Source organism: Kitasatospora sp. NPDC051984 (assembly GCF_044593455.1).
Lineage (GTDB): Bacteria > Actinomycetota > Actinomycetes > Streptomycetales > Streptomycetaceae > Kitasatospora.
Genome location: NZ_JBIUCB010000001.1, coordinates 652,983 through 670,281 on the forward strand (window position 1 = coordinate 652,983; position 17,299 = coordinate 670,281).

The following is a 17,299-nucleotide window of genomic DNA, read 5'->3' on the forward strand; positions in this document are numbered from 1 at the left end:
GTTGTCTCAGGCTTGGGCGGCGGCCAGTGCGCGCTGCGCCTCCTGGCGCTTGCGGGCCCGGTAGGCGGCCACGTTGGCGCGGGTGGCGCAGCGGTCCGAGCAGTAGCGGCGGGAGCGGTTGGTGGAGGTGTCCAGGTAGGCGTTGCGGCAGGGCGAGGCCTGGCAGATGCCGAGCCGGTCGACGCCGAGCTCGGTGAGGTGGATGGCCAGCCCCATGCAGGCGACGGCGGCGTAGTTGGCGGCCGCGGTGGGCGCGTTGTCGGCCAGGTGCAGGTGCCAGTTGGGGCGGCCGGTGTCGTCCAGGTCGTCGTGGCCGGAGACCAGCGGGCTGACGGGGTACTCCACCATCAGGCTGTTCAGCAGGTTGACGGCGCGGACGTCCTCGCCCTCGGCGGCGGCCTCGAAGACGCCGCGCAGCCGGGTGCGGACGCCGCGCAGCCTGGGGAGGTCGGACTCGTCGGCGAGCGCGGAGGCCCGGGCGGAGGTGCTGCCGAACAGGGCCCGGACGGCGTCCACCGAGGTGAGGCCGTCGGTGCCGCGGCCCGGCTCCTCGCTGTTGACCAGCCGGACGGCGAAGTCGGCGTACGAGGCGAGATCCACGGGGGTCCTTCCGAGGCGGGATGTAACGGGTCTACTGCCTCCAGGGTATTACAGGCCGGTGGGCGGACATGCCGGTGCCCGCCGCATGTGGGGCGTGCGGCGGGCACCGGGGGAGTGCAGCGGGTCAGAGCACCTTGGACAGGAACGCCCGGGTGCGCTCGTGCTGCGGGTTGGTGAGCACCTCGCGCGGGTGGCCGGACTCGACCACCACACCGCCGTCCATGAACACCAGGGCGTCGCCGACCTCGCGGGCGAAGCCCATCTCGTGGGTGACCACGATCATCGTCATGCCCTCCTCGGCCAGGCCGCGCATGACGTCCAGCACCTCGCCGACCAGTTCGGGGTCGAGCGCCGAGGTGGGCTCGTCGAACAGCATCAGCTTGGGCTGCATGGCCAGCGCCCGGGCGATCGCCACCCGCTGCTGCTGACCGCCGGAGAGCTGGGTGGGGTAGTTGCCGGCCTTACTGGCCAGCCCGACCCGCTCCAGCAGGACCATGGCCCGCTCCTTGGCGGCCGCCCGGTTCTCCTTCTTGACCTGCACCGGCGCCTCTATGACGTTCTCCAGCGCGGTCATGTGCGGGAACAGGTTGAACCGCTGGAACACCATGCCGATGTCCTGGCGCTTCAGCGCGACCTCGCGGTCCTTCAGCTCGTACAGCCGGTCGCCGCGCTGCCGGTAGCCGACCAGTTCGCCGTCGACGTACAGCCGGCCGGCGTTGATCTGCTCCAGGTGGTTGATGCAGCGCAGGAAGGTGGACTTGCCGGAGCCGGACGGGCCGACCAGGCAGAACACCTCGTTCTGCTTCACCTCCAGGTCGATGCCCTTGAGCACCTCGACCTGGCCGTACGACTTGTGCACGCCCTCGGCCTTGACCATCGGCTGGTCGGTGGCCTGCGGCTTGGTCAGGTCGGTCATGCGTGGCTCCCTCCGCCCGGCACCTCGGTGTCCGCGGGGGCGGCCTTCGGGGCGGACTTGCCCGCGAACATGGCCTGCACGCGCTGGATCGGGGTGGGCGGCAGCGTCCGGTTGGCGCCCCGGGCGTAGTGCCGCTCGATGTAGTACTGGATGACCGTCAGGATCGAGGTCATCAGCAGGTAGTACATGGAGACGGCGATCAGCACCGGGATGGTCTGGAAGGTGCGGGCGTAGATGTCGTGGCCGGCGGTGAACAGCTCGACCAGCGCGATCACCTGGACCAGCGAGGTGGTCTTCAGCATCGAGATGGTCTCGTTGCCGGTCGGCGGGATGATCACCCGCATCGCCTGCGGCAGCACGATCCGGCGCATGGTGGCCAGCTTGGACATGCCGAGCGCGTGCGCCGCCTCGGTCTGTCCCTCGTCCACCGACTGGATGCCGGCCCGGACGATCTCCGCCATGTACGCGGCCTCGTTCAGGCCGAGGCCGAGCAGCGCGGCGGTGAACACCGGGATCAGGGTGTTGGAGCTCTCGGACCAGAACGACGGGCCGAACGGGATGCCGATCGACAGCGTCGGCCAGAGCGCGCCGATGCTGTTCCAGAACACCAGCTGCACCAGCACCGGAGTGCCGCGGAAGATCCAGATGTACACCCAGGCGGTCCCGGAGAGCACCGGGTTCGAGGAGAGCCGCATGACGGCCAGCAGCACACCGCCGACCACGCCCATCAGCATGGACAGGACGGTCAGCTCCAGGGTCACCCAGATGCCGTGGACGACGGTGGGATCAGTGAGGGTCGCGCGGACGATGTCCCACTTGATCGCCTCGTTGGTGAGGAGGGCGTGGAGCAGCATGGCCGCGAGAACGGCGATGACGGCTACTCCGACCCAGCGTCCGGGGTGGCGGACCGGGACGGCCTTGATGGCCTGGTGCTGTCCCGATGTCACCGACCCCTGGTCGGTCTTGTTCACGTGTACCTCGTCAGGGGTTCGGGCGGGCGGAGGGTCAGCTCTTCGCGGCGTTGATCTCGGAGGTGGTGACGGCGCCGGCGGCGACACCCCACTTGTCGAGGACGGCCTTGTAGGTGCCGTCGGCGATGAGCGCGGTGATCGCGCCCTGGACGGCCTTGGTCAGCTCGGTGCCCTTGTTGACGATCACGCCGTACGGCGCGGAGTCGTAGGTGTCGCCGACCTTCTCCAGCTGGCCGCCGGTCTGCTTCAGCGCGTAGTCGACGACCGGGGAGTCGGCCAGCATGACCTGGTCGCGGCCGGCCATCAGGGACTGGGTGACGTCCGTCTGGAGGACGAACTTGTCGCCGTCGTTCGGGATGGCGGGCTTGCCGGCCTTGGCGCACGCCGGGTTCAGGGTGTCCTTGACCTCGTCGGCCTGGGTGGTGCCGGTCTGCACGGCGACCTTCTTGCCGCACAGGTCCTTCGGGTCGATCTTGTTCGGGTTGCCCTTCTTCACGGCGGCGGCGGAGCCGGCGGTGAAGTAGGTGACCATGTCGACGGTCTTCTCGCGCTCCTTCGTGTCGGTGAAGGAGCTCATGCCGAGCTGGTACTTGTTCGAGGAGATGCCCGGGATGATCGCGGTGAACTCGGCGTTCTGGACGTCCGCGGTCAGGCCGAGCTTCTGGGCGATGGCGACCCCGAGGTCGATGTCCATGCCGACGATGTTGCCCTTGTCGTCCTTGAACTCGTTGGGCGCGTAGGAGGCGTCCGCGGCGATCACGAGCTTGCCGGAGGCCTTGACGTCGGCCGGGAGGAGGGCGGCCAGCGCCGGGTCGGCGGAGGCGGCCGGGATGACCTGGGTCGGTATGGCCGCGGCGCCCGCGCCACCGCCGGAGCCGGAGTTGCTGGTGGTGCTCCCGCAGGCGGTGAGGAGCAGGGAACCGGTGGCGAGGACGGCGGCCGCGGCGATCAGCCGGGTGCGCGGGGTACGGGTCATGAGGGGATCCTCCTGGGGAGTCGGACGGGGTCAGCGCCGCTTGGGGGGAACGGTGCGGGGATACAGCGGGGTCGGTGCTCGCCACCCTCCGCCGAGGTGACACGTGGATCCGATGTGTGGGAATCCTGCCACCGTGAAGGCCTGATCAGGCGCCGGATCAGATCAAAATCGGATAACAGGACCACCATGTGTCCGCTATTCGGACTATTCGCCTGGCCATGTCACATTGTGCATAAGTATGCACCCATGGGCTGTCGGGGCCCAGGACCGCCACCGGCCCCGGGCCCCGTCCCACACGCGGCCCTAGAAGCCGCCGTTCACCACCGCGTTCTGCGCCGCACCCGCGGTCAGACCCCACTTCGAAAGGATCTTTTCGTACTCACCACTGCGGATCACCCGGTCGAGTGCCTTCGCCAAGGTGTCCCGCAGCGCGGTGTCCTCCTTGGACAGCACGATCCCGTACGGACCCGGCTGCATCTGCTCGCCCACCACCTGGAACTGCGCACCCGCGCGCCCCTGCTGCGCCGCGTACGCCGCCGCGGGCGTGTCACTCAGGTCGGCGACCGCCTTGCCCTGCGCCACCAGCGCGAGCGCCTGGTCGTCGGTGTCGGTCTGCTGCACCGTCAGCTTCTTGCGGGTCTTCTCGCACACCGGGACCTGACGCTCGGCCAGCGCCGCCTGCACAGTGCTGCGCTGGAGAGCCACCGTCCGCCCGCACAGGTCGTCCAGGGTGGCGATCTTCTGCGGATTGCCCTTGGCCACCACGATCGAGGTGCCGGTGACGAAGTAGTCGATGAAGTCCACGCCGGAGTTCATCTTCATGCCCTTGGCGTCGGTGCCGTCCCGGCGCTGCAGGTTGTCGGTCATCCCCGACATCACCACGTCGAACTCGCGGCCCTGCAGCCCCAGGAACAGCCGGTCGAACGGCACCTGGTTGAACTCCACCCGCACGCCCAGCGCGCGGCCCAGCGCGTTCGCCAGATCGACGTCCAGGCCGTCCGGCTTGCCCTCGGCGTTCTTGAACCCGATCGGCGCGTAGCCCAGGTCGGTGCCGACCCGCAGCACCCCCGCACTGCGCACCGGGTCGGGCAGCTGCCCGTGCAGGTCGGGGGCCGCGGAATCCCCCGAGGAGGACGTGCTGGTGCAGGCCGCCAGCAGCAGTGAACCGGCCACCGCGGCGAGGCCGAGCCGCTGACCTGCACGCGGTCTTGCATGCGGTCCTTCCTGCGGTCTCGCCGAGGGAGCGGAGGGGTGGGTGGCGAACGACATGAGGGATCCTCCTGTGGAGAGGTGGCGCGGGCCGGCGCCGGTGCGCGGGTGTGCGCGACCGGGCGCGGGCGGGCCTCCGGACGCGGAGCGGAAAGGCGTGGGAACGTCCGGACAACGGTGGTCGAACTCCGGATACTGCCATCCCACCCGGACGATCCCGGTGGCGGGTGTGTCAGAATCTGCTATCGGGTGACCCCCGACGCAGAACTCAGACCGCCGGTTCGCCACAGGGCCGGGGGTGCGCAGGAACGGAAGCCGTCACCGGCTCCGTATCCGAAGCACCAGCTCCCTTGCGTGTCTGCGTTCACTCCTGCGAGTGCCTGCGGACCCCTCGCTATCGGGGGCCACGCGGAACAAGACGGACCCGGTACATGTTGCGAAGCCGGTGTCCCGACGAAAGCGCAGAACACCGAAAACCCTCACCCGAGGGCGCCCGCCCGACGGCAGCGCCCCGACCCGGCCACGGGTACGCCACCGACGGCGTGCCCGTCTTCGCGCATCGGCGCGCGAACGGGTCGAAGTCCGTCGGAAGCGCGCCTTCGCTGATATGACGAAGAGGTCATTGTGGCAGCGGAGATCATCACCGATACCCAGAGCACGGCCGACCCGGTCGACGCCGTCTTCGCGCTGCACCGCGGCGGCAAGATGGAGATCCGGGCCACCGTCCCGGTGCGCGACGCGGACGATCTGTCCCTCGCCTACACCCCCGGCGTCGCCCGCGTCTGCACCGCGATCGCGGAGAAGCCCGAGCTGGTCAACGACTACACCTGGAAGGCCAACACCGTCGCCGTCGTCACCGACGGTACCGCGGTGCTCGGCCTCGGCGACATCGGCCCCGAGGCCTCGCTGCCCGTCATGGAGGGCAAGGCCATCCTGTTCAAGCAGTTCGCCGGCGTCGACGCGGTGCCGATCGCGCTCGCCTGCACCGAGGTCGACGAGATCGTCGAGACCGTGGTCCGGATGGCCCCGTCCTTCGGCGGCATCAACCTGGAGGACATCTCCGCCCCCCGCTGCTTCGAGATCGAGAAGCAGCTCCAGGAGCGGCTCGACATCCCGGTCTTTCACGACGACCAGCACGGCACCGCGATCGTCAGCACCGCCGCCCTGTGGAACGCCGCCAAGGTCACCGGCCGCGAGATCGGCGACCTGCGGGCCGTCATCTCCGGCGCCGGCGCCGCCGGCATCGCGATCGCCAAGATGCTGGTCGCCGCCGGCATCGGCGACGTCGCCGTCTGCGACCGCCGCGGCGTGGTCCACGAGGGCCGCGGCGACCTGACCGACGCCAAGGCGGAGATCGCCGCGCTCACCAACCGCACCGGCCTGAAGGGCAGCCTCGTGGACGCCCTGAACGGCGCGGACGTCTTCATCGGCGTCTCCGGCGGCACCGTCCCCGAGGAGGCCGTCGCCTCCATGGCGCCCGGCTGCTTCATCTTCGCGATGGCCAACCCCACCCCGGAGATCCACCCCGAGGTCGCGCACCGCTACGCGGCGGTCGTCGCCACCGGGCGCTCCGACTTCCCGAACCAGATCAACAACGTGCTTGCCTTCCCCGGCATCTTCGCCGGCGCGCTGTCGGTCCGGGCCAGCCGGATCTCCGAGGGCATGAAGCTCGCCGCCGCGAAGGCCCTGGCGGGCGTCGTCGCCGACGAGCTGACCCCGCAGAAGGTCATCCCGTCCCCCTTCGACGAGCGAGTCGCCCCGGCGGTCACCCGCGCGGTCGCTGACGCGGCGAAGGCGGAGGGTCTCGCGCGCATCTAGTACCACGAGGGCGTGGGGAGACCTGCGCGAGCGGATGGGCGCGAAATCAGGGGCGCGGGGAACTGCGCGACAAGCGCACGTCACGTCCGCAAGGTCGCGATCAAGTGCAAGCCATTGCCCTGCGTCGCGACCTTGCGGACGTGGTGCGTTCCCCTCCGCGCAGTTCCCCGCGCCCCTGGCGGTGCTCACCCTGGTTTCGCACCCTTTGGGCCTGTATGGTCCGGGCCATGTTTGCTGCCTATGCCGCCCGTATCAGTCCTGACGATCCGTTGAGCGCGCTGGAGCTGGGGGAGTTGCCCGAGCCCGAGGTGCGGCCGGGGTGGAGCGTGGTGACGGTGAAGGCCGCCACGTTGAACCACCATGACCTGTGGTCGTTGCGGGGGGTGGGGCTGCCGGCCGAGCGACTGCCGATGGTGCTCGGGTGCGACGCCTCGGGCGTCGATGAGCACGGCAACGAGGTGGTGATCCACTCGGTGATCGGACAGAGCGGTCACGGGGTGGGGCCGGACGAGCCGCGGTCGATTCTCACCGAGCGGTACCAGGGGACGTTCGCGCAGCGCGTCGCGGTGCCGACGTGGAACCTGCTGCCGAAGCCGAAGGAGCTGAGCTTCGAGCAGGCGGCGTGCCTGCCGACGGCGTGGCTGACGGCGTACCGGATGCTGTTCACCAATGCGGGCGTGAAGCCGGGTGACACGGTGCTGGTGCAGGGGGCCGGTGGCGGGGTGTCGACGGCGCTGGTGGTGCTGGCGAAGGCGGCGGGGCTGCGGGTCTGGGTGACCGGGCGGGACGAGGCCAAGCGGGCCCGGGCGGTCGAGTTGGGCGCGGATGCCGCGTTCGAGAGCGGTGCCCGGCTGCCGGAGCGGGTGGACGCGGTGATGGAGACGGTGGGCGCGGCGACCTGGTCGCACTCGGTGAAGTCGTTGCGTCCGGGCGGCACCATCGTGATCTCGGGGGCGACCAGCGGGCCGAGCCCGAAGGCGGCCGAGCTGAACCGGATCTTCTTCCTGGAGCTGAAGGTGGTCGGTTCGACCATGGGGTCCAAGGAGGAGCTGGCCGGCCTGCTGGCGCTGTGCGCGAACTCCGGGGTGCGTCCGGTGATCGACTCGGTGCGGCCGTTGGCGGAGGCCCGGGAGGCGTTCGAGCAGCTGGAGCGCGGGCAGGTGTTCGGCAAGCTGGTGCTGACCCCCTGACCCCCTGACCGCCTGACCCCCTGAGCAGGCGAAGAGCCCCTGACCTTCCTCTTCAGGTCAGGGGCTCTTCGGGCTCATCGGCGCTCGTGCAGGGCACAGGCCGCGGCGGCCAGGGCCTGTTGGGCGCGGGCCAGGCCAGCGGCGTCCACACCGCGGTCGCGGGCGGTGTCGCGGACGTGGTCGCGGAAGCGGTCGAGCAGGCGCTCCAGTTCGCGGGCCGGGTCGCCGGCCGGGTCGGTGCGGGCCCAGTCCGGCAGCTCGGTGTCGGACTTGTCGAGGTCGATCCGGACGGGCTCTTCCGGGGCCGGCGTCTCGGTGGCCGGTGTCTCGTGGGAGCCCCAGCGGGCGGCGTCGGCGAGTGAGCCGAGGCCGCGGGTGAGTTCGGCGAGGCCCTCGGCGAGGCCGGTGGACCAGTCGCCGTGCGAGGTGTGCTCGCGGACCTGTTCCTCGATCCGGCGCTTGAGCCGCAGCGCTTCCTGCTGGGCGGCGGTGCGGGCGGCCTTGGACTGCTCGCGCAGCCGCTTGGCCTCGGCCTCGGCGGCCTTGGCCTGCTGCCGGGCCGCCTTCTCCTGCTCCTTGGCGCGCCGGGCCTGTTCCTTGGCCTCGGCCTTGAGCTGGGCGAACTGTTCCTTGGCGCGCTGCCAGGACTCCTTGTCCCGCCAGGGTGCGGCGAACGGGTCGCCGCCGGCGGCGGGGGTCTGTTCGGCCTGCTGCCAGAGTTCGGCGCGCAGGTCCTTGGCGCTGTCCCGGACGTCCTGCCGGATGGCGCCGGCCAGCTGGCCGACGGAGTCGTGGATCTCGGCCTCCAGGGACGTCAACTCGTCCTGGCGGGAGGCGAGTTCGGTGCGCCCGGTGTCCGTCAGCCGGTAGACCTTGCGGCCGCCCTCGGTGGTGTGGCTGACCAGTCCCTCGGCCTCCAGCTTGGCGAGCCGGGGGTAGACGGTGCCCGCGGAGGGCGCGTACAGGCCGTGGAAGCGCTCCTCCAGCAGGCGGATCACCTCGTACCCGTGCCGGGGGCTCTCGTCGAGCAGCTTCAGCAGGTACAGGCGAAGCCGGCCGTGGCCGAACACCGGGGTCATTTCAGGCCTCCTTGGTCAGGTCGAGCGGGCCGGAGGTCAGTTCCTTGGCCGGCCGGTCCTCCTCGGCGTCGGGACGGCGCTGGACGGTGACCGCGCCGGTGACGGTGGTCACCTGGAGGCGGCCGGCGCCGGAGCCGAGCTGGCCGGAGAGCTTCTTGGATCCCCAGCCGCCGCCGACGGCGAGCTCGGCGAAGGCGCTGGAGAGGGTGCCGCTGGTGGTGCCGGCCTCGACCTTGGCGTCGGCGAACGAGGGCAGCCGGACGCCGACCGCGCCGGAGACGGTGGTCACGCCGATGTCGGTGGGGGTGGCGGCGTCCAGGTCGAGGGTGACCGCGCCGGACACCGAGTGCGCGCGGATCCGGGTGGCGCTGCCAGCCACCAGGGTGACCGCGCCGGAGACCGTGTTGACCTTCAGCTCGCCGGACAGGCCCTCGGCGTCCACGTCGCCGGAGACGGTGTTGGCGGAGACCGGGCCGGTCAGCCCGGCCAGCGTGGTGTCGCCGCTGGCGCCGTTCACCGCGACCTCGCCGGTGATGCCGGAGACGGTGGCGTGCGCGGAGACCGTGCCGACCTTGACCGCGGCGGCGGCCGGGACGGCCACCGTGATCTCGGCCCGGCGCTTGCGGCGCAGGCCGGAGAAGTACGACTTGACGGTCTCCACGGACTTCACGGCCACGCCGACCTCGGCCCAGCTGAGGTCCTTGTAGCTGACGGTGAGTACGCCGTCGATCAGGGTCACCTCGAGCGGTTCGCCCTCCAGGGCGGCGACTTCGAGGCGGGCCGGTCCCTCGGTGGGGACCACGTTCACGGTGCCGTCGACGATCCGGACGTGCAGGATGTGCGCGGCCTCGTCGAAGGTGATGGTCTCGGTGCTGTCTACCGTCTGCTGGAACATGTCCGGCTCCCCGTCCTCCCATACGCGATGTATCGCGTTCTCTTTGATATTTACGATATATCGCGTCGGGCGGAAGTCAAGGAGATCCGACCCCGATCCGGACCCGGAGCGCACCCCGGCCGACCCCGACCCCACCCTGAAGGGCGACCCCGGGACCGCCCGAAAAAGCCGGCGGCCCGGGAGGCGAGAACGCCTGCCGGGCCGCGCTGCTGAGGGCTTGTCAGTCCTCGTCGTCCTCGTCGTCCAGCCGGGCCAGCCAGGTGGCCAGCCGCTCCACCGGCACCTCGAAGTCCGGGTTCAGGTCGACGAACTCGCGCAGGCGCTCGGCCAGCCACTCGAAAGTGACCTCCTCCTCGCCACGCCGGCTGTCCAGCTCCTCGATGCCGCGGTCGGTGAAGTACACGGTTACTCGCTCCGGTGGGTGGTTCTGGTACGCCGCCGCCCAGGATAGTGCGCCGCCCGGTAACGGATGCGGCCCCCGCCCCCGGAGACCGGGGACGGGGGCCGACAGGGCCGGGCGGGCGTCAGCGCGTCAGAGCGCGAACACCTCGTCGACCAGGGCCGCCTGCTCGGCGGCGTGCCGCTTGGCCGAGCCGACCGCGGGGGCCGAGGAGGCCGTGCGGGCGACGCGGCGCAGGCGGGCGCCACCGTTGGCGGAGCGGCCGATGACGACCTGCAGGTGGTCGACCAGGTTCATCGCGATGAACGGCCAGGCACCCTGGTTGGCCGGCTCCTCCTGCGCCCAGACGAACTGGACACCCTCGCCGTAGCGGGCCAGCTCCTCCTGGAGCTCCGCGATCGGCAGCGGGTACAGGCGCTCGACGCGGACGATCGCGGTGTCGGTGACGCCACGCTCGGTCCGGGCCGCCTCCAGGTCGTAGTAGAACTTGCCGGAGGTGATGACCACCTTGCGGACCTGCGCCGGGTCCACCGTGCTGTCGCCGATCACCGGGCGGAACGAGCCGCTCATGAACTCGGACGACGAGGACGCCGCGGCCTTCAGACGCAGCATCGACTTCGGGGTGAAGACGACCAGCGGCTTGTGGTGCGGGTTGTGCGCCTGCCAGCGCAGCAGGTGGAAGTAGTTCGACGGCAGGGTCGGCATGGCGACCGTCATGTTGTCCTGCGCGCACAGCGCCAGGAAGCGCTCCGGGCGGGCGGACGAGTGGTCCGGGCCCTGGCCCTCCATGCCGTGCGGCAGCAGCAGGGTGACGCCGGAGTGCTGGCCCCACTTCTGCTCGGCGGACGCGATGTACTCGTCGACCATGGTCTGCGCGCCGTTGACGAAGTCGCCGAACTGCGCCTCCCACATGACCAGCGCGTTCGGGCGGGTCAGCGAGTAGCCGTACTCGAAGCCCATCGCCGCGTACTCGCTGAGCAGCGAGTCGTAGACGGTGAAGCGGGCCTGGTCCTCGGTCAGGTACATCAGCGGGGTGTAGTCCTCGCCGGTGTTCCGGTCGATCAGCACCGCGTGGCGTTGGCCGAAGGTGCCGCGGCGGGAGTCCTGGCCGGCCAGCCGGACCGGGTGGCCCTCCATCAGCAGCGAGCCGATGGCGAGCGCCTCGCCGGTCGCCCAGTCGATGGTGTTGTCCTCGATCGAGGCGGCGCGGCGCTGGAGCTGCGGCAGCAGACGCGGGTGCACGGTCAGCCAGTCCGGCAGGTTGACCTGCGAGGCGGCGATCCGCTTGATCATCTCGGCGGAGATGCCGGTCTGGATGGACACCGGGAAGTCCGCGACCGGGCGGCCGGTCTCGGCCGGCGCCGGGGCGGCGGTGGCCTCGCGGACCTCCGCGAACACCTTCTCCAACTGTCCCTGGAAGTCCTGGAGCGCCTGCTCCGCCTCTTCCATGGTGATGTCGCCGCGACCGATCAGCGCCTCGGTGTACAGCTTGCGCACCGAACGCTTCTTGTCGATCAGGTCGTACATCAGCGGCTGGGTGAACGACGGGTTGTCGGCCTCGTTGTGACCGCGGCGGCGGTAGCAGATGAGGTCGATCACGACGTCCTTGTGGAACTGCTGACGGAACTCGAAGGCCAGCCGCGCGACGCGGACCACGGCCTCCGGGTCGTCGCCGTTCACGTGGAAGATCGGCGCCTCGATCATCCGGGCGACGTCGGTGCAGTACATCGACGAGCGCGAGGAGGTCGGGGCGGCGGTGAAGCCGACCTGGTTGTTGACCACGATGTGCACGGTGCCGCCGGTGCGGTAGCCGCGCAGCTGCGACATGTTCAGGGTCTCCGCGACCACGCCCTGGCCCGCGAAGGCCGCGTCGCCGTGGATCTGGATCGGCAGCACCGGGAAGGTCGTGCCGCCGAAGTCCAGGATGTCCTGCTTGGCGCGGGCGATGCCCTCGACGACCGGGTCGACCGTCTCCAGGTGGGACGGGTTCGCGGCCAGCGACACCTTGATGGTCTCGCCGTCCAGGCCGGTGAAGGTGCCCTCGGAGCCCAGGTGGTACTTCACGTCGCCCGAGCCGTGCATCGACTTCGGGTCGAGGTTGCCCTCGAACTCGCCGAAGATCTTGCCGAACGGCTTGCCGACGATGTTCGCCAGCACGTTCAGGCGGCCGCGGTGCGCCATGCCGATGACGGCCTCGTCGAGGCGGTGCTCGGCGGCGGCGTCGATGGTGGCGTCCAGCAGCGGGATGAGCGACTCGCCGCCCTCCAGCGAGAAACGCTTCTGCCCGACGTACTTGGTCTGCAGGAAGGTCTCGAACGCCTCGGCCGAGTTCAGCCGGCGCAGGACGCGCAGCTGCTCCTCGCGCTCCGGCTTGGTGTACGGCTTCTCCAGGCGCTCCTGCAGCCACTTGCGCTGCGCCGGGTCCTGGATGTGCATGTACTCGATGCCGACGGTGCGGCAGTACGTGTTGCGCAGCAGGCCGAGGATGTCGCGGAGCTTCATCATCTTCTGGCCGCCGAAGCCGCCGACCGCGAACTCGCGCTCCAGGTCCCACAGGGTGAGGCCGTGCGTGGTGACGTCCAGGTCGGGGTGCTTGCGCTGCATGTACTCCAGCGGGTCGGTGTCGGCCATCAGGTGGCCGCGGACCCGGTAGGAGTGGATGAGCTCCATGACGCGCGCGGTCTTGTTGACCTCGTCGTCGTGCGTGGTCGCCACGTCGGTGGCCCAGCGCACCGGCTCGTACGGGATCCGCAGAGCCTCGAACACCTCGTCGTAGAAGTTGTTCGCGCCCAGCAGCAGCTGGTGGATCGAGCGGAGGAACTCGCCCGAGGCCGCGCCCTGGATGACCCGGTGGTCGTAGGTCGAGGTGAGCGTCATGATCTTGGAGACGCCCAGGCGGGCCAGGGTCTCCGGGGAGGAGCCCTGGAACTCGGCCGGGTACTCCATCGCGCCGACGCCGACGATGGTGCCCTGGTTCTGCATCAGGCGCGGCACGGAGTGCACGGTGCCGATGCCGCCCGGGTTGGTCAGCGAGACCGTGACGCCGGTGAAGTCGTCCATGGTCAGCTTGTTGGCGCGGGCCCGGCGGACGATGTCCTCGTAGGCCTGCCAGAAGCCGAAGAAGTCGAGCGTCTCGGCCTTCTTGATGGCCGCGACGACCAGCTGGCGGTCGCCGTTCGGCTTGACCAGGTCGATGGCGAGGCCCAGGTTCACGTGCTCGGGCTTCACCAGGTAGGACTTGCCGTCCTCCACCTTGTAGCTGTAGTTCATGCCCGGGTTGGCCTTCACGGCCTGGACCAGCGCGTAGCCGATCAGGTGGGTGAAGGAGACCTTGCCGCCGCGGGCGCGCTGCAGGTGGTTGTTGATGACGATGCGGTTGTCGATCAGCAGCTTGGCGGGCACCGCGCGCACCGAGGTGGCGGTCGGAACCTCCAGCGAAGCATCCATGTTCGACGCCACGGCCTTGGACGGGCCGCGCAGCTGCACCAGCTCCGGGCCCTCGGTGGCGGCCTTCGCGGCGGCGGCCGGGGCCGGAGCCGGGGTCGCGGCCTTCGGCGCGGGCGGCGCGGCGGGAGCGGCGGCCAGCGGCGCGGGGGCCACCGGCTGCGCGGGCGCCGGGGTGGCGGCCGGAGCGGCATCGGCGGGCGCGGCCGGAGCAGCGGCAACAGGAGCGGCAACGGGGGCCGGCTGGGCGCCGACCGGGGTTGCGGCCTGGGTCACGGGAGTCACCTCGGTACCGGGCTTGTAGTCGGCGAAAAAGTCCCACCAGGCACGGTCGACCGAAGCCGGGTCCTGGAGGTACTGCTGGTAGATCTCGTCGACGAGCCACTCATTGGGGCCGAAGCCAGTGGAGCTTGCCGAGCTGGGGGTTTCTTGGTGTGGCGACACGGGGCAACCGCCCTCTTCCGCTTCCTTTTGGGATGGTGGACAGCGGGGATTAAGGCTACGCCTCCGACCAGTGATCGCGCAGTCCCCGATGGTCAGGCGTCGCCCAGATCACATCGGTGGACCGGATTTTGGCTGGAACTGTGCGTTAGAGATGCCGGAAAGCAGGGAACCCGCGGCCGGGGCGATCACTGCCATACCGAGTGAAAATCGGACGAACAGGCGGGCCGGGACGGTCCGTTGACTGTCCCGGCCCGGCCTCGAACGCGGTTTGTACCGGTTCCGCCACAAACTAGACGGCGATCGCGCTTTCACCCGGCAGGGTGACCTCGATCCGGCAGCCCGCGGCGGCCTCCGCCACCCGGATCCGGCCGCCGTGCAGGTCCACCGCCCAGCGGGCGATGGCCAGCCCGAGGCCGGTCCCGCCGTCACTGCCCGGGCCGAGCGCCGTCGGCGAACCGCTGCGGCCGAACCGCTCGAATACCCGCTCCCGGTCGGCGACCGGAATGCCCGGACCCTGGTCCTCCACCTCCAGCAGCAGCCCGCCGCCCTCCGCCGCCCGGGCCCGCACCGTCACGGTGCCGCCGGCCGGCGAGTGCTTGCAGGCGTTGTCCACCAGATTGGCCACCACCTGGTGCAGCCGCTCCGCGTCCGCCACCGCCGACAGCTCGGCCGGCTGTACGTCGACCGCCAGCCGCACGTCCTCGCGCCGGGCGTACGCTCCGCCCGCCGTCGCGCCGTCCACCGTCACGCCCCGCAGCACGCCGTCCAGGAACTCCCGCACCTGGAACGGGCGGCAGTCCAGCGGGACGACGCCGTCGTCCAGCTTCGACAGGTCCAGCAGGTGGGTGACCAGCCGGCCCAGGCGTTCGGTCTGCTCCAGCGCGGTGCCCAGGTTCTTCGGGTCCGGCTTCACCACGCCGTCCACCACGTTCTCCAGCAGGCCGCGCAGCGCCGCGATCGGCGTGCGCAACTCGTGCGAGACATTGGCGATCAGCTCGCGGCGGTGCCGGTCGGCGGCCTCCAGGTCGCCGGCCATCCGGTTGAAGGTGTCGGCCAGCTCGCCGATCTCGTCCCGGGAGGACACGTCCACCCGGGCGGTGTAGTCGCCCTCGGCCATCGACCGGGCCGCCGCCGTCATGTCCCGCAGCGGCGCGGTCAGACCGTTCGCCAGGAACTGCATGAACAGCAGCGAGGCGATCAGCGAGAAGATCATGATGATCCGGATCTGGGTCTCCGACCGGATCGCCACCACCACCATGCCGGTGGCCAGCACCACCGAGACCACCACCAGCATCGCCAGCTTGCCCTTGACCGAGCGCACCGGATCGAACGGGCGGATGTCGGCCCACACCCGGCGCGCGGCGCGCACCGCCAGCGGGGGCTGCGGGGTCGGCTCGGCTTCCCCGTTGCGTTGCTGTGGAAAGGTCATGTGTCCCCAGAACTCGTCCCCCGTGCACGACCGGACCGCCGCGCGGGCCCCCCGGAGGCCCGGACCGGCGGCTCCGGGTCAGGACAGCGGAGCCTCCAGCGCGTAACCCACGCCGTGCACCGTACGGATCCAGCTCGCACCGATCTTCCGGCGCAGCGCCTTCACGTGACTGTCGACCGTGCGGGTGCCGGACGCGTCGGTCCAGTCCCACACCTCGGCCAGCAGCTGCTCGCGGGTCAGCACCGCACGCGGCTGCGCGGCCAGGCAGGCCAGCAGGTCGAACTCGGTCGGCGTCAGGTGCACGTCGCCCGAACCCAGCCGGACCCGGCGCTGCACGTGGTCGATCTCCAGCTCGCCGAAGCGCAGGCTGCCGAGAGCCGGCGTGCGGGCCGCCTGCTGGGCGCGCTCCACCCGGCGCAGCAGCACGTTCACCCGGGCCGCCAGCTCGCGCATCGAGAACGGCTTGGTCATGTAGTCGTCCGCGCCGACGCCCAGACCGACCAGCAGGTCCGTCTCGTCGTCCCGCGCGGTCAGCATCAGCACCGGCACCGGGCGCTGGGCCTGGATCCGGCGGCACACCTCGAGGCCGTCGAAGCCCGGCAGCATGATGTCGAGCACCACCAGGTCGGGCTGCCAGGTGTGGAACCCGTCCACTGCGCCCGGCCCGTCGTGGGCCACCGCCACCTTGAAGCCCTCGGCTCCCAGGCGCGCCGCGATCGACTCCGCGATGGTCGGCTCGTCCTCCACGACGAGCACCCGTCGCTGGGTACCCACCGGGCCACTGCTGATCGTCTCTTGCTGAATCTCTGTCACGGTCACGCCACCGCCCCCAGGGCTGCGGGCCGGCCGTCTGTGGGGACGGGCGGGCTCCGCGTCGTAGTCGTCTCAATCCGTCTTGGGCTGTTGCCCCGCCCGCCGGTGCTGCTCCTGGCAGCGTACGGACGCCGTCCCCGCCCGGGTGGGCTGACCGGATGATTCCGGCCGCGGACCGTCATGCTTGGCAGGTCCCCGATCGGACGGGCACGGGCCAGTACCTTACCCAAAGCGCTTGCGACCTGTAACGGTACGTGTGCGAGCGGCATATGCACGGACAGTGGTCTTCACAGGACTTACCCAGACACCTCTCACCTGCCACCCGTATCGTGGGGCGGACGAAGCGTTCGGGAGGCACGATGACCAGCGCGGAACTGCGACGACGGCTGATCCGGCCGGGCCTGCGGGCCGTCCCCACCCCCCGGACGAACCCGTTCGCGCTCGGTTACCTCGGCCTGCTGCTCGGCACCACGCTCTACGCCCGCTTCGGCGACCCCGACACCGTGCACCGGCTCCAGTCGGTGTCCTCCACCGACGCGCACAACCTGCTCGTCCACCCCGTGGTCTCCCTCATCGGCAGCGGCCTGTGGGTCGCCGGCTCGGTCTGGGCGCCCTACCTCTGGGCCTTCCTCTGCACCGTCGCACCCCTTGAACGACGGGCGGGGGGAGTCCGTGCCCTCGGCGTCTTCGGGGCCGGGCACATCGGCGCGACGCTGCTCTCGCAGGGGGTGGCCGTGGCGAGTGTGGCCCGCGGGGCGGCCGGGCCCGATGTGCTGGACGCGATGGACATCGGCGTCAGTTACGGGGTGCTGGCCTCGCTCGGCGGGCTGGCCGGACTGCTGCCGCGGCCCGGGCGGGCCGTTGCGCTGGGCGCGGGGCTGGCGTTGATCGGGCACCAGCTGCTCTCCGACCCCGATCTGGTGACTTCGGTCGGGCACCCGGCGGCGTTGCTGTTGGGTGTGGCGATGTGGCCGTGGCTGAGGCGCGGCAGGGGGCCGCGCGGGCCGGAGCGGGCGTGGGCGTGGAAGCGCTCGACGGCCGTCGCGGAGGGCTGAGACATCCACCCTGAGTCCCCTTCGCTCAGGGTGAACACCCGGAGGGGAACAACCGAGGCG

The 17,299-nt window shown here is 70.8% G+C and carries 14 protein-coding genes; 3 read left to right on the forward strand and 11 right to left on the reverse strand.

All coding sequences use genetic code 11. From position 1 onward, the window contains the following. Window positions 1-6: 6 nt before the first annotated feature. From ACIHEI_RS02995 to ACIHEI_RS03015, 5 genes are all read right to left on the reverse strand, one after another. Window positions 7-600 carry a CGNR zinc finger domain-containing protein gene (locus ACIHEI_RS02995; protein ID WP_396605378.1) on the reverse strand — a complete coding sequence of 198 codons (594 nt, stop codon included), beginning with the start codon at window positions 598-600 and terminating at the stop codon, window positions 7-9. A 124-nt stretch (window positions 601-724) separates the two neighbouring features. Next, the gene (locus ACIHEI_RS03000; protein WP_387865668.1) at window positions 725-1,477 is read right to left on the reverse strand and encodes an amino acid ABC transporter ATP-binding protein; all 753 of its coding nucleotides are present in this window, start codon (window positions 1,475-1,477) and stop codon (window positions 725-727) included. A gap of 35 nt (window positions 1,478-1,512) precedes the next feature. Continuing rightward, window positions 1,513-2,487 carry an amino acid ABC transporter permease gene (locus tag ACIHEI_RS03005; protein WP_387637401.1) on the reverse strand — a complete coding sequence of 325 codons (975 nt, stop codon included), beginning with the start codon at window positions 2,485-2,487 and terminating at the stop codon, window positions 1,513-1,515. A gap of 34 nt (window positions 2,488-2,521) precedes the next feature. After that, entirely contained in the window at window positions 2,522-3,463 is a 942-nt protein-coding gene (locus ACIHEI_RS03010) for an ABC transporter substrate-binding protein (protein WP_387637399.1), read from the reverse strand. A gap of 303 nt (window positions 3,464-3,766) precedes the next feature. Beyond that, the gene (locus ACIHEI_RS03015; RefSeq protein WP_396605379.1) at window positions 3,767-4,636 is read right to left on the reverse strand and encodes an ABC transporter substrate-binding protein; all 870 of its coding nucleotides are present in this window, start codon (window positions 4,634-4,636) and stop codon (window positions 3,767-3,769) included. A 660-nt stretch (window positions 4,637-5,296) separates the two neighbouring features. On the opposite strand from ACIHEI_RS03015, the gene ACIHEI_RS03020 reads away from it, so the two are divergent. Beyond that, the gene (locus tag ACIHEI_RS03020; protein ID WP_396605380.1) at window positions 5,297-6,490 is read left to right on the forward strand and encodes an NADP-dependent malic enzyme; all 1,194 of its coding nucleotides are present in this window, start codon (window positions 5,297-5,299) and stop codon (window positions 6,488-6,490) included. Between the two features lie 227 nt (window positions 6,491-6,717). Beyond that, window positions 6,718-7,680: a zinc-binding dehydrogenase gene (locus ACIHEI_RS03025; protein WP_396605381.1), complete on the forward strand. Its 963-nt coding sequence runs from the start codon at window positions 6,718-6,720 to the stop codon at window positions 7,678-7,680. A 74-nt stretch (window positions 7,681-7,754) separates the two neighbouring features. On the opposite strand, the gene ACIHEI_RS03030 is transcribed toward ACIHEI_RS03025, so the two are convergent. The 6 genes from ACIHEI_RS03030 to ACIHEI_RS03055 form a co-directional block, all read right to left on the reverse strand. Continuing rightward, the gene (locus ACIHEI_RS03030) at window positions 7,755-8,759 is read right to left on the reverse strand and encodes a PadR family transcriptional regulator (RefSeq protein ID WP_396605382.1); all 1,005 of its coding nucleotides are present in this window, start codon (window positions 8,757-8,759) and stop codon (window positions 7,755-7,757) included. Window position 8,760: 1 nt separating this feature from the next. Then, on the reverse strand, window positions 8,761-9,654 hold the full coding sequence (locus ACIHEI_RS03035) for a DUF4097 domain-containing protein (protein WP_387865513.1): 894 nt from the start codon (window positions 9,652-9,654) through the stop codon (window positions 8,761-8,763). A gap of 220 nt (window positions 9,655-9,874) precedes the next feature. Further along, window positions 9,875-10,057, reverse strand: coding sequence for a DUF6104 family protein (locus ACIHEI_RS03040; protein ID WP_387637385.1), 183 nt, complete (start codon window positions 10,055-10,057; stop codon window positions 9,875-9,877). A 129-nt stretch (window positions 10,058-10,186) separates the two neighbouring features. Then, window positions 10,187-13,942 carry a multifunctional oxoglutarate decarboxylase/oxoglutarate dehydrogenase thiamine pyrophosphate-binding subunit/dihydrolipoyllysine-residue succinyltransferase subunit gene (locus ACIHEI_RS03045; RefSeq protein ID WP_396605383.1) on the reverse strand — a complete coding sequence of 1,252 codons (3,756 nt, stop codon included), beginning with the start codon at window positions 13,940-13,942 and terminating at the stop codon, window positions 10,187-10,189. A 289-nt stretch (window positions 13,943-14,231) separates the two neighbouring features. Further along, window positions 14,232-15,371, reverse strand: a complete 1,140-nt coding sequence (locus ACIHEI_RS03050; RefSeq protein WP_387637380.1) for an ATP-binding protein — start codon at window positions 15,369-15,371, stop codon at window positions 14,232-14,234. Between the two features lie 78 nt (window positions 15,372-15,449). Continuing rightward, a complete protein-coding gene (locus ACIHEI_RS03055) occupies window positions 15,450-16,184 on the reverse strand; it encodes a response regulator transcription factor (RefSeq protein WP_014138042.1) in 735 nt (244 codons plus the stop codon). Between the two features lie 359 nt (window positions 16,185-16,543). On the opposite strand from ACIHEI_RS03055, the gene ACIHEI_RS03060 reads away from it, so the two are divergent. Next, window positions 16,544-17,239 (forward strand): rhomboid-like protein, encoded by a 696-nt coding sequence (locus ACIHEI_RS03060; RefSeq protein WP_396605384.1) that lies wholly within the window; start codon window positions 16,544-16,546, stop codon window positions 17,237-17,239. Window positions 17,240-17,299 lie beyond the last annotated feature (60 nt).

Bases quoted from the DNA above. Each gene is read 5' to 3' on its own strand.
- ACIHEI_RS03050 (WP_387637380.1), bottom strand. From the start codon at position 15,371: ATGACCTTTCCACAGCAACGCAACGGGGAAGCCGAGCCGACCCCGCAG.
- ACIHEI_RS03010 (WP_387637399.1), bottom strand. From the start codon at position 3,463: ATGACCCGTACCCCGCGCACCCGGCTGATCGCCGCGGCCGCCGTCCTC.
- ACIHEI_RS03025 (WP_396605381.1), top strand. From the start codon at position 6,718: ATGTTTGCTGCCTATGCCGCCCGTATCAGTCCTGACGATCCGTTGAGC.
- ACIHEI_RS03060 (WP_396605384.1), top strand. From the start codon at position 16,544: ATGACCAGCGCGGAACTGCGACGACGGCTGATCCGGCCGGGCCTGCGG.
- ACIHEI_RS03035 (WP_387865513.1), bottom strand. From the start codon at position 9,654: ATGTTCCAGCAGACGGTAGACAGCACCGAGACCATCACCTTCGACGAG.
- ACIHEI_RS03030 (WP_396605382.1), bottom strand. From the start codon at position 8,759: ATGACCCCGGTGTTCGGCCACGGCCGGCTTCGCCTGTACCTGCTGAAG.
- ACIHEI_RS03000 (WP_387865668.1), bottom strand. From the start codon at position 1,477: ATGGTCAAGGCCGAGGGCGTGCACAAGTCGTACGGCCAGGTCGAGGTG.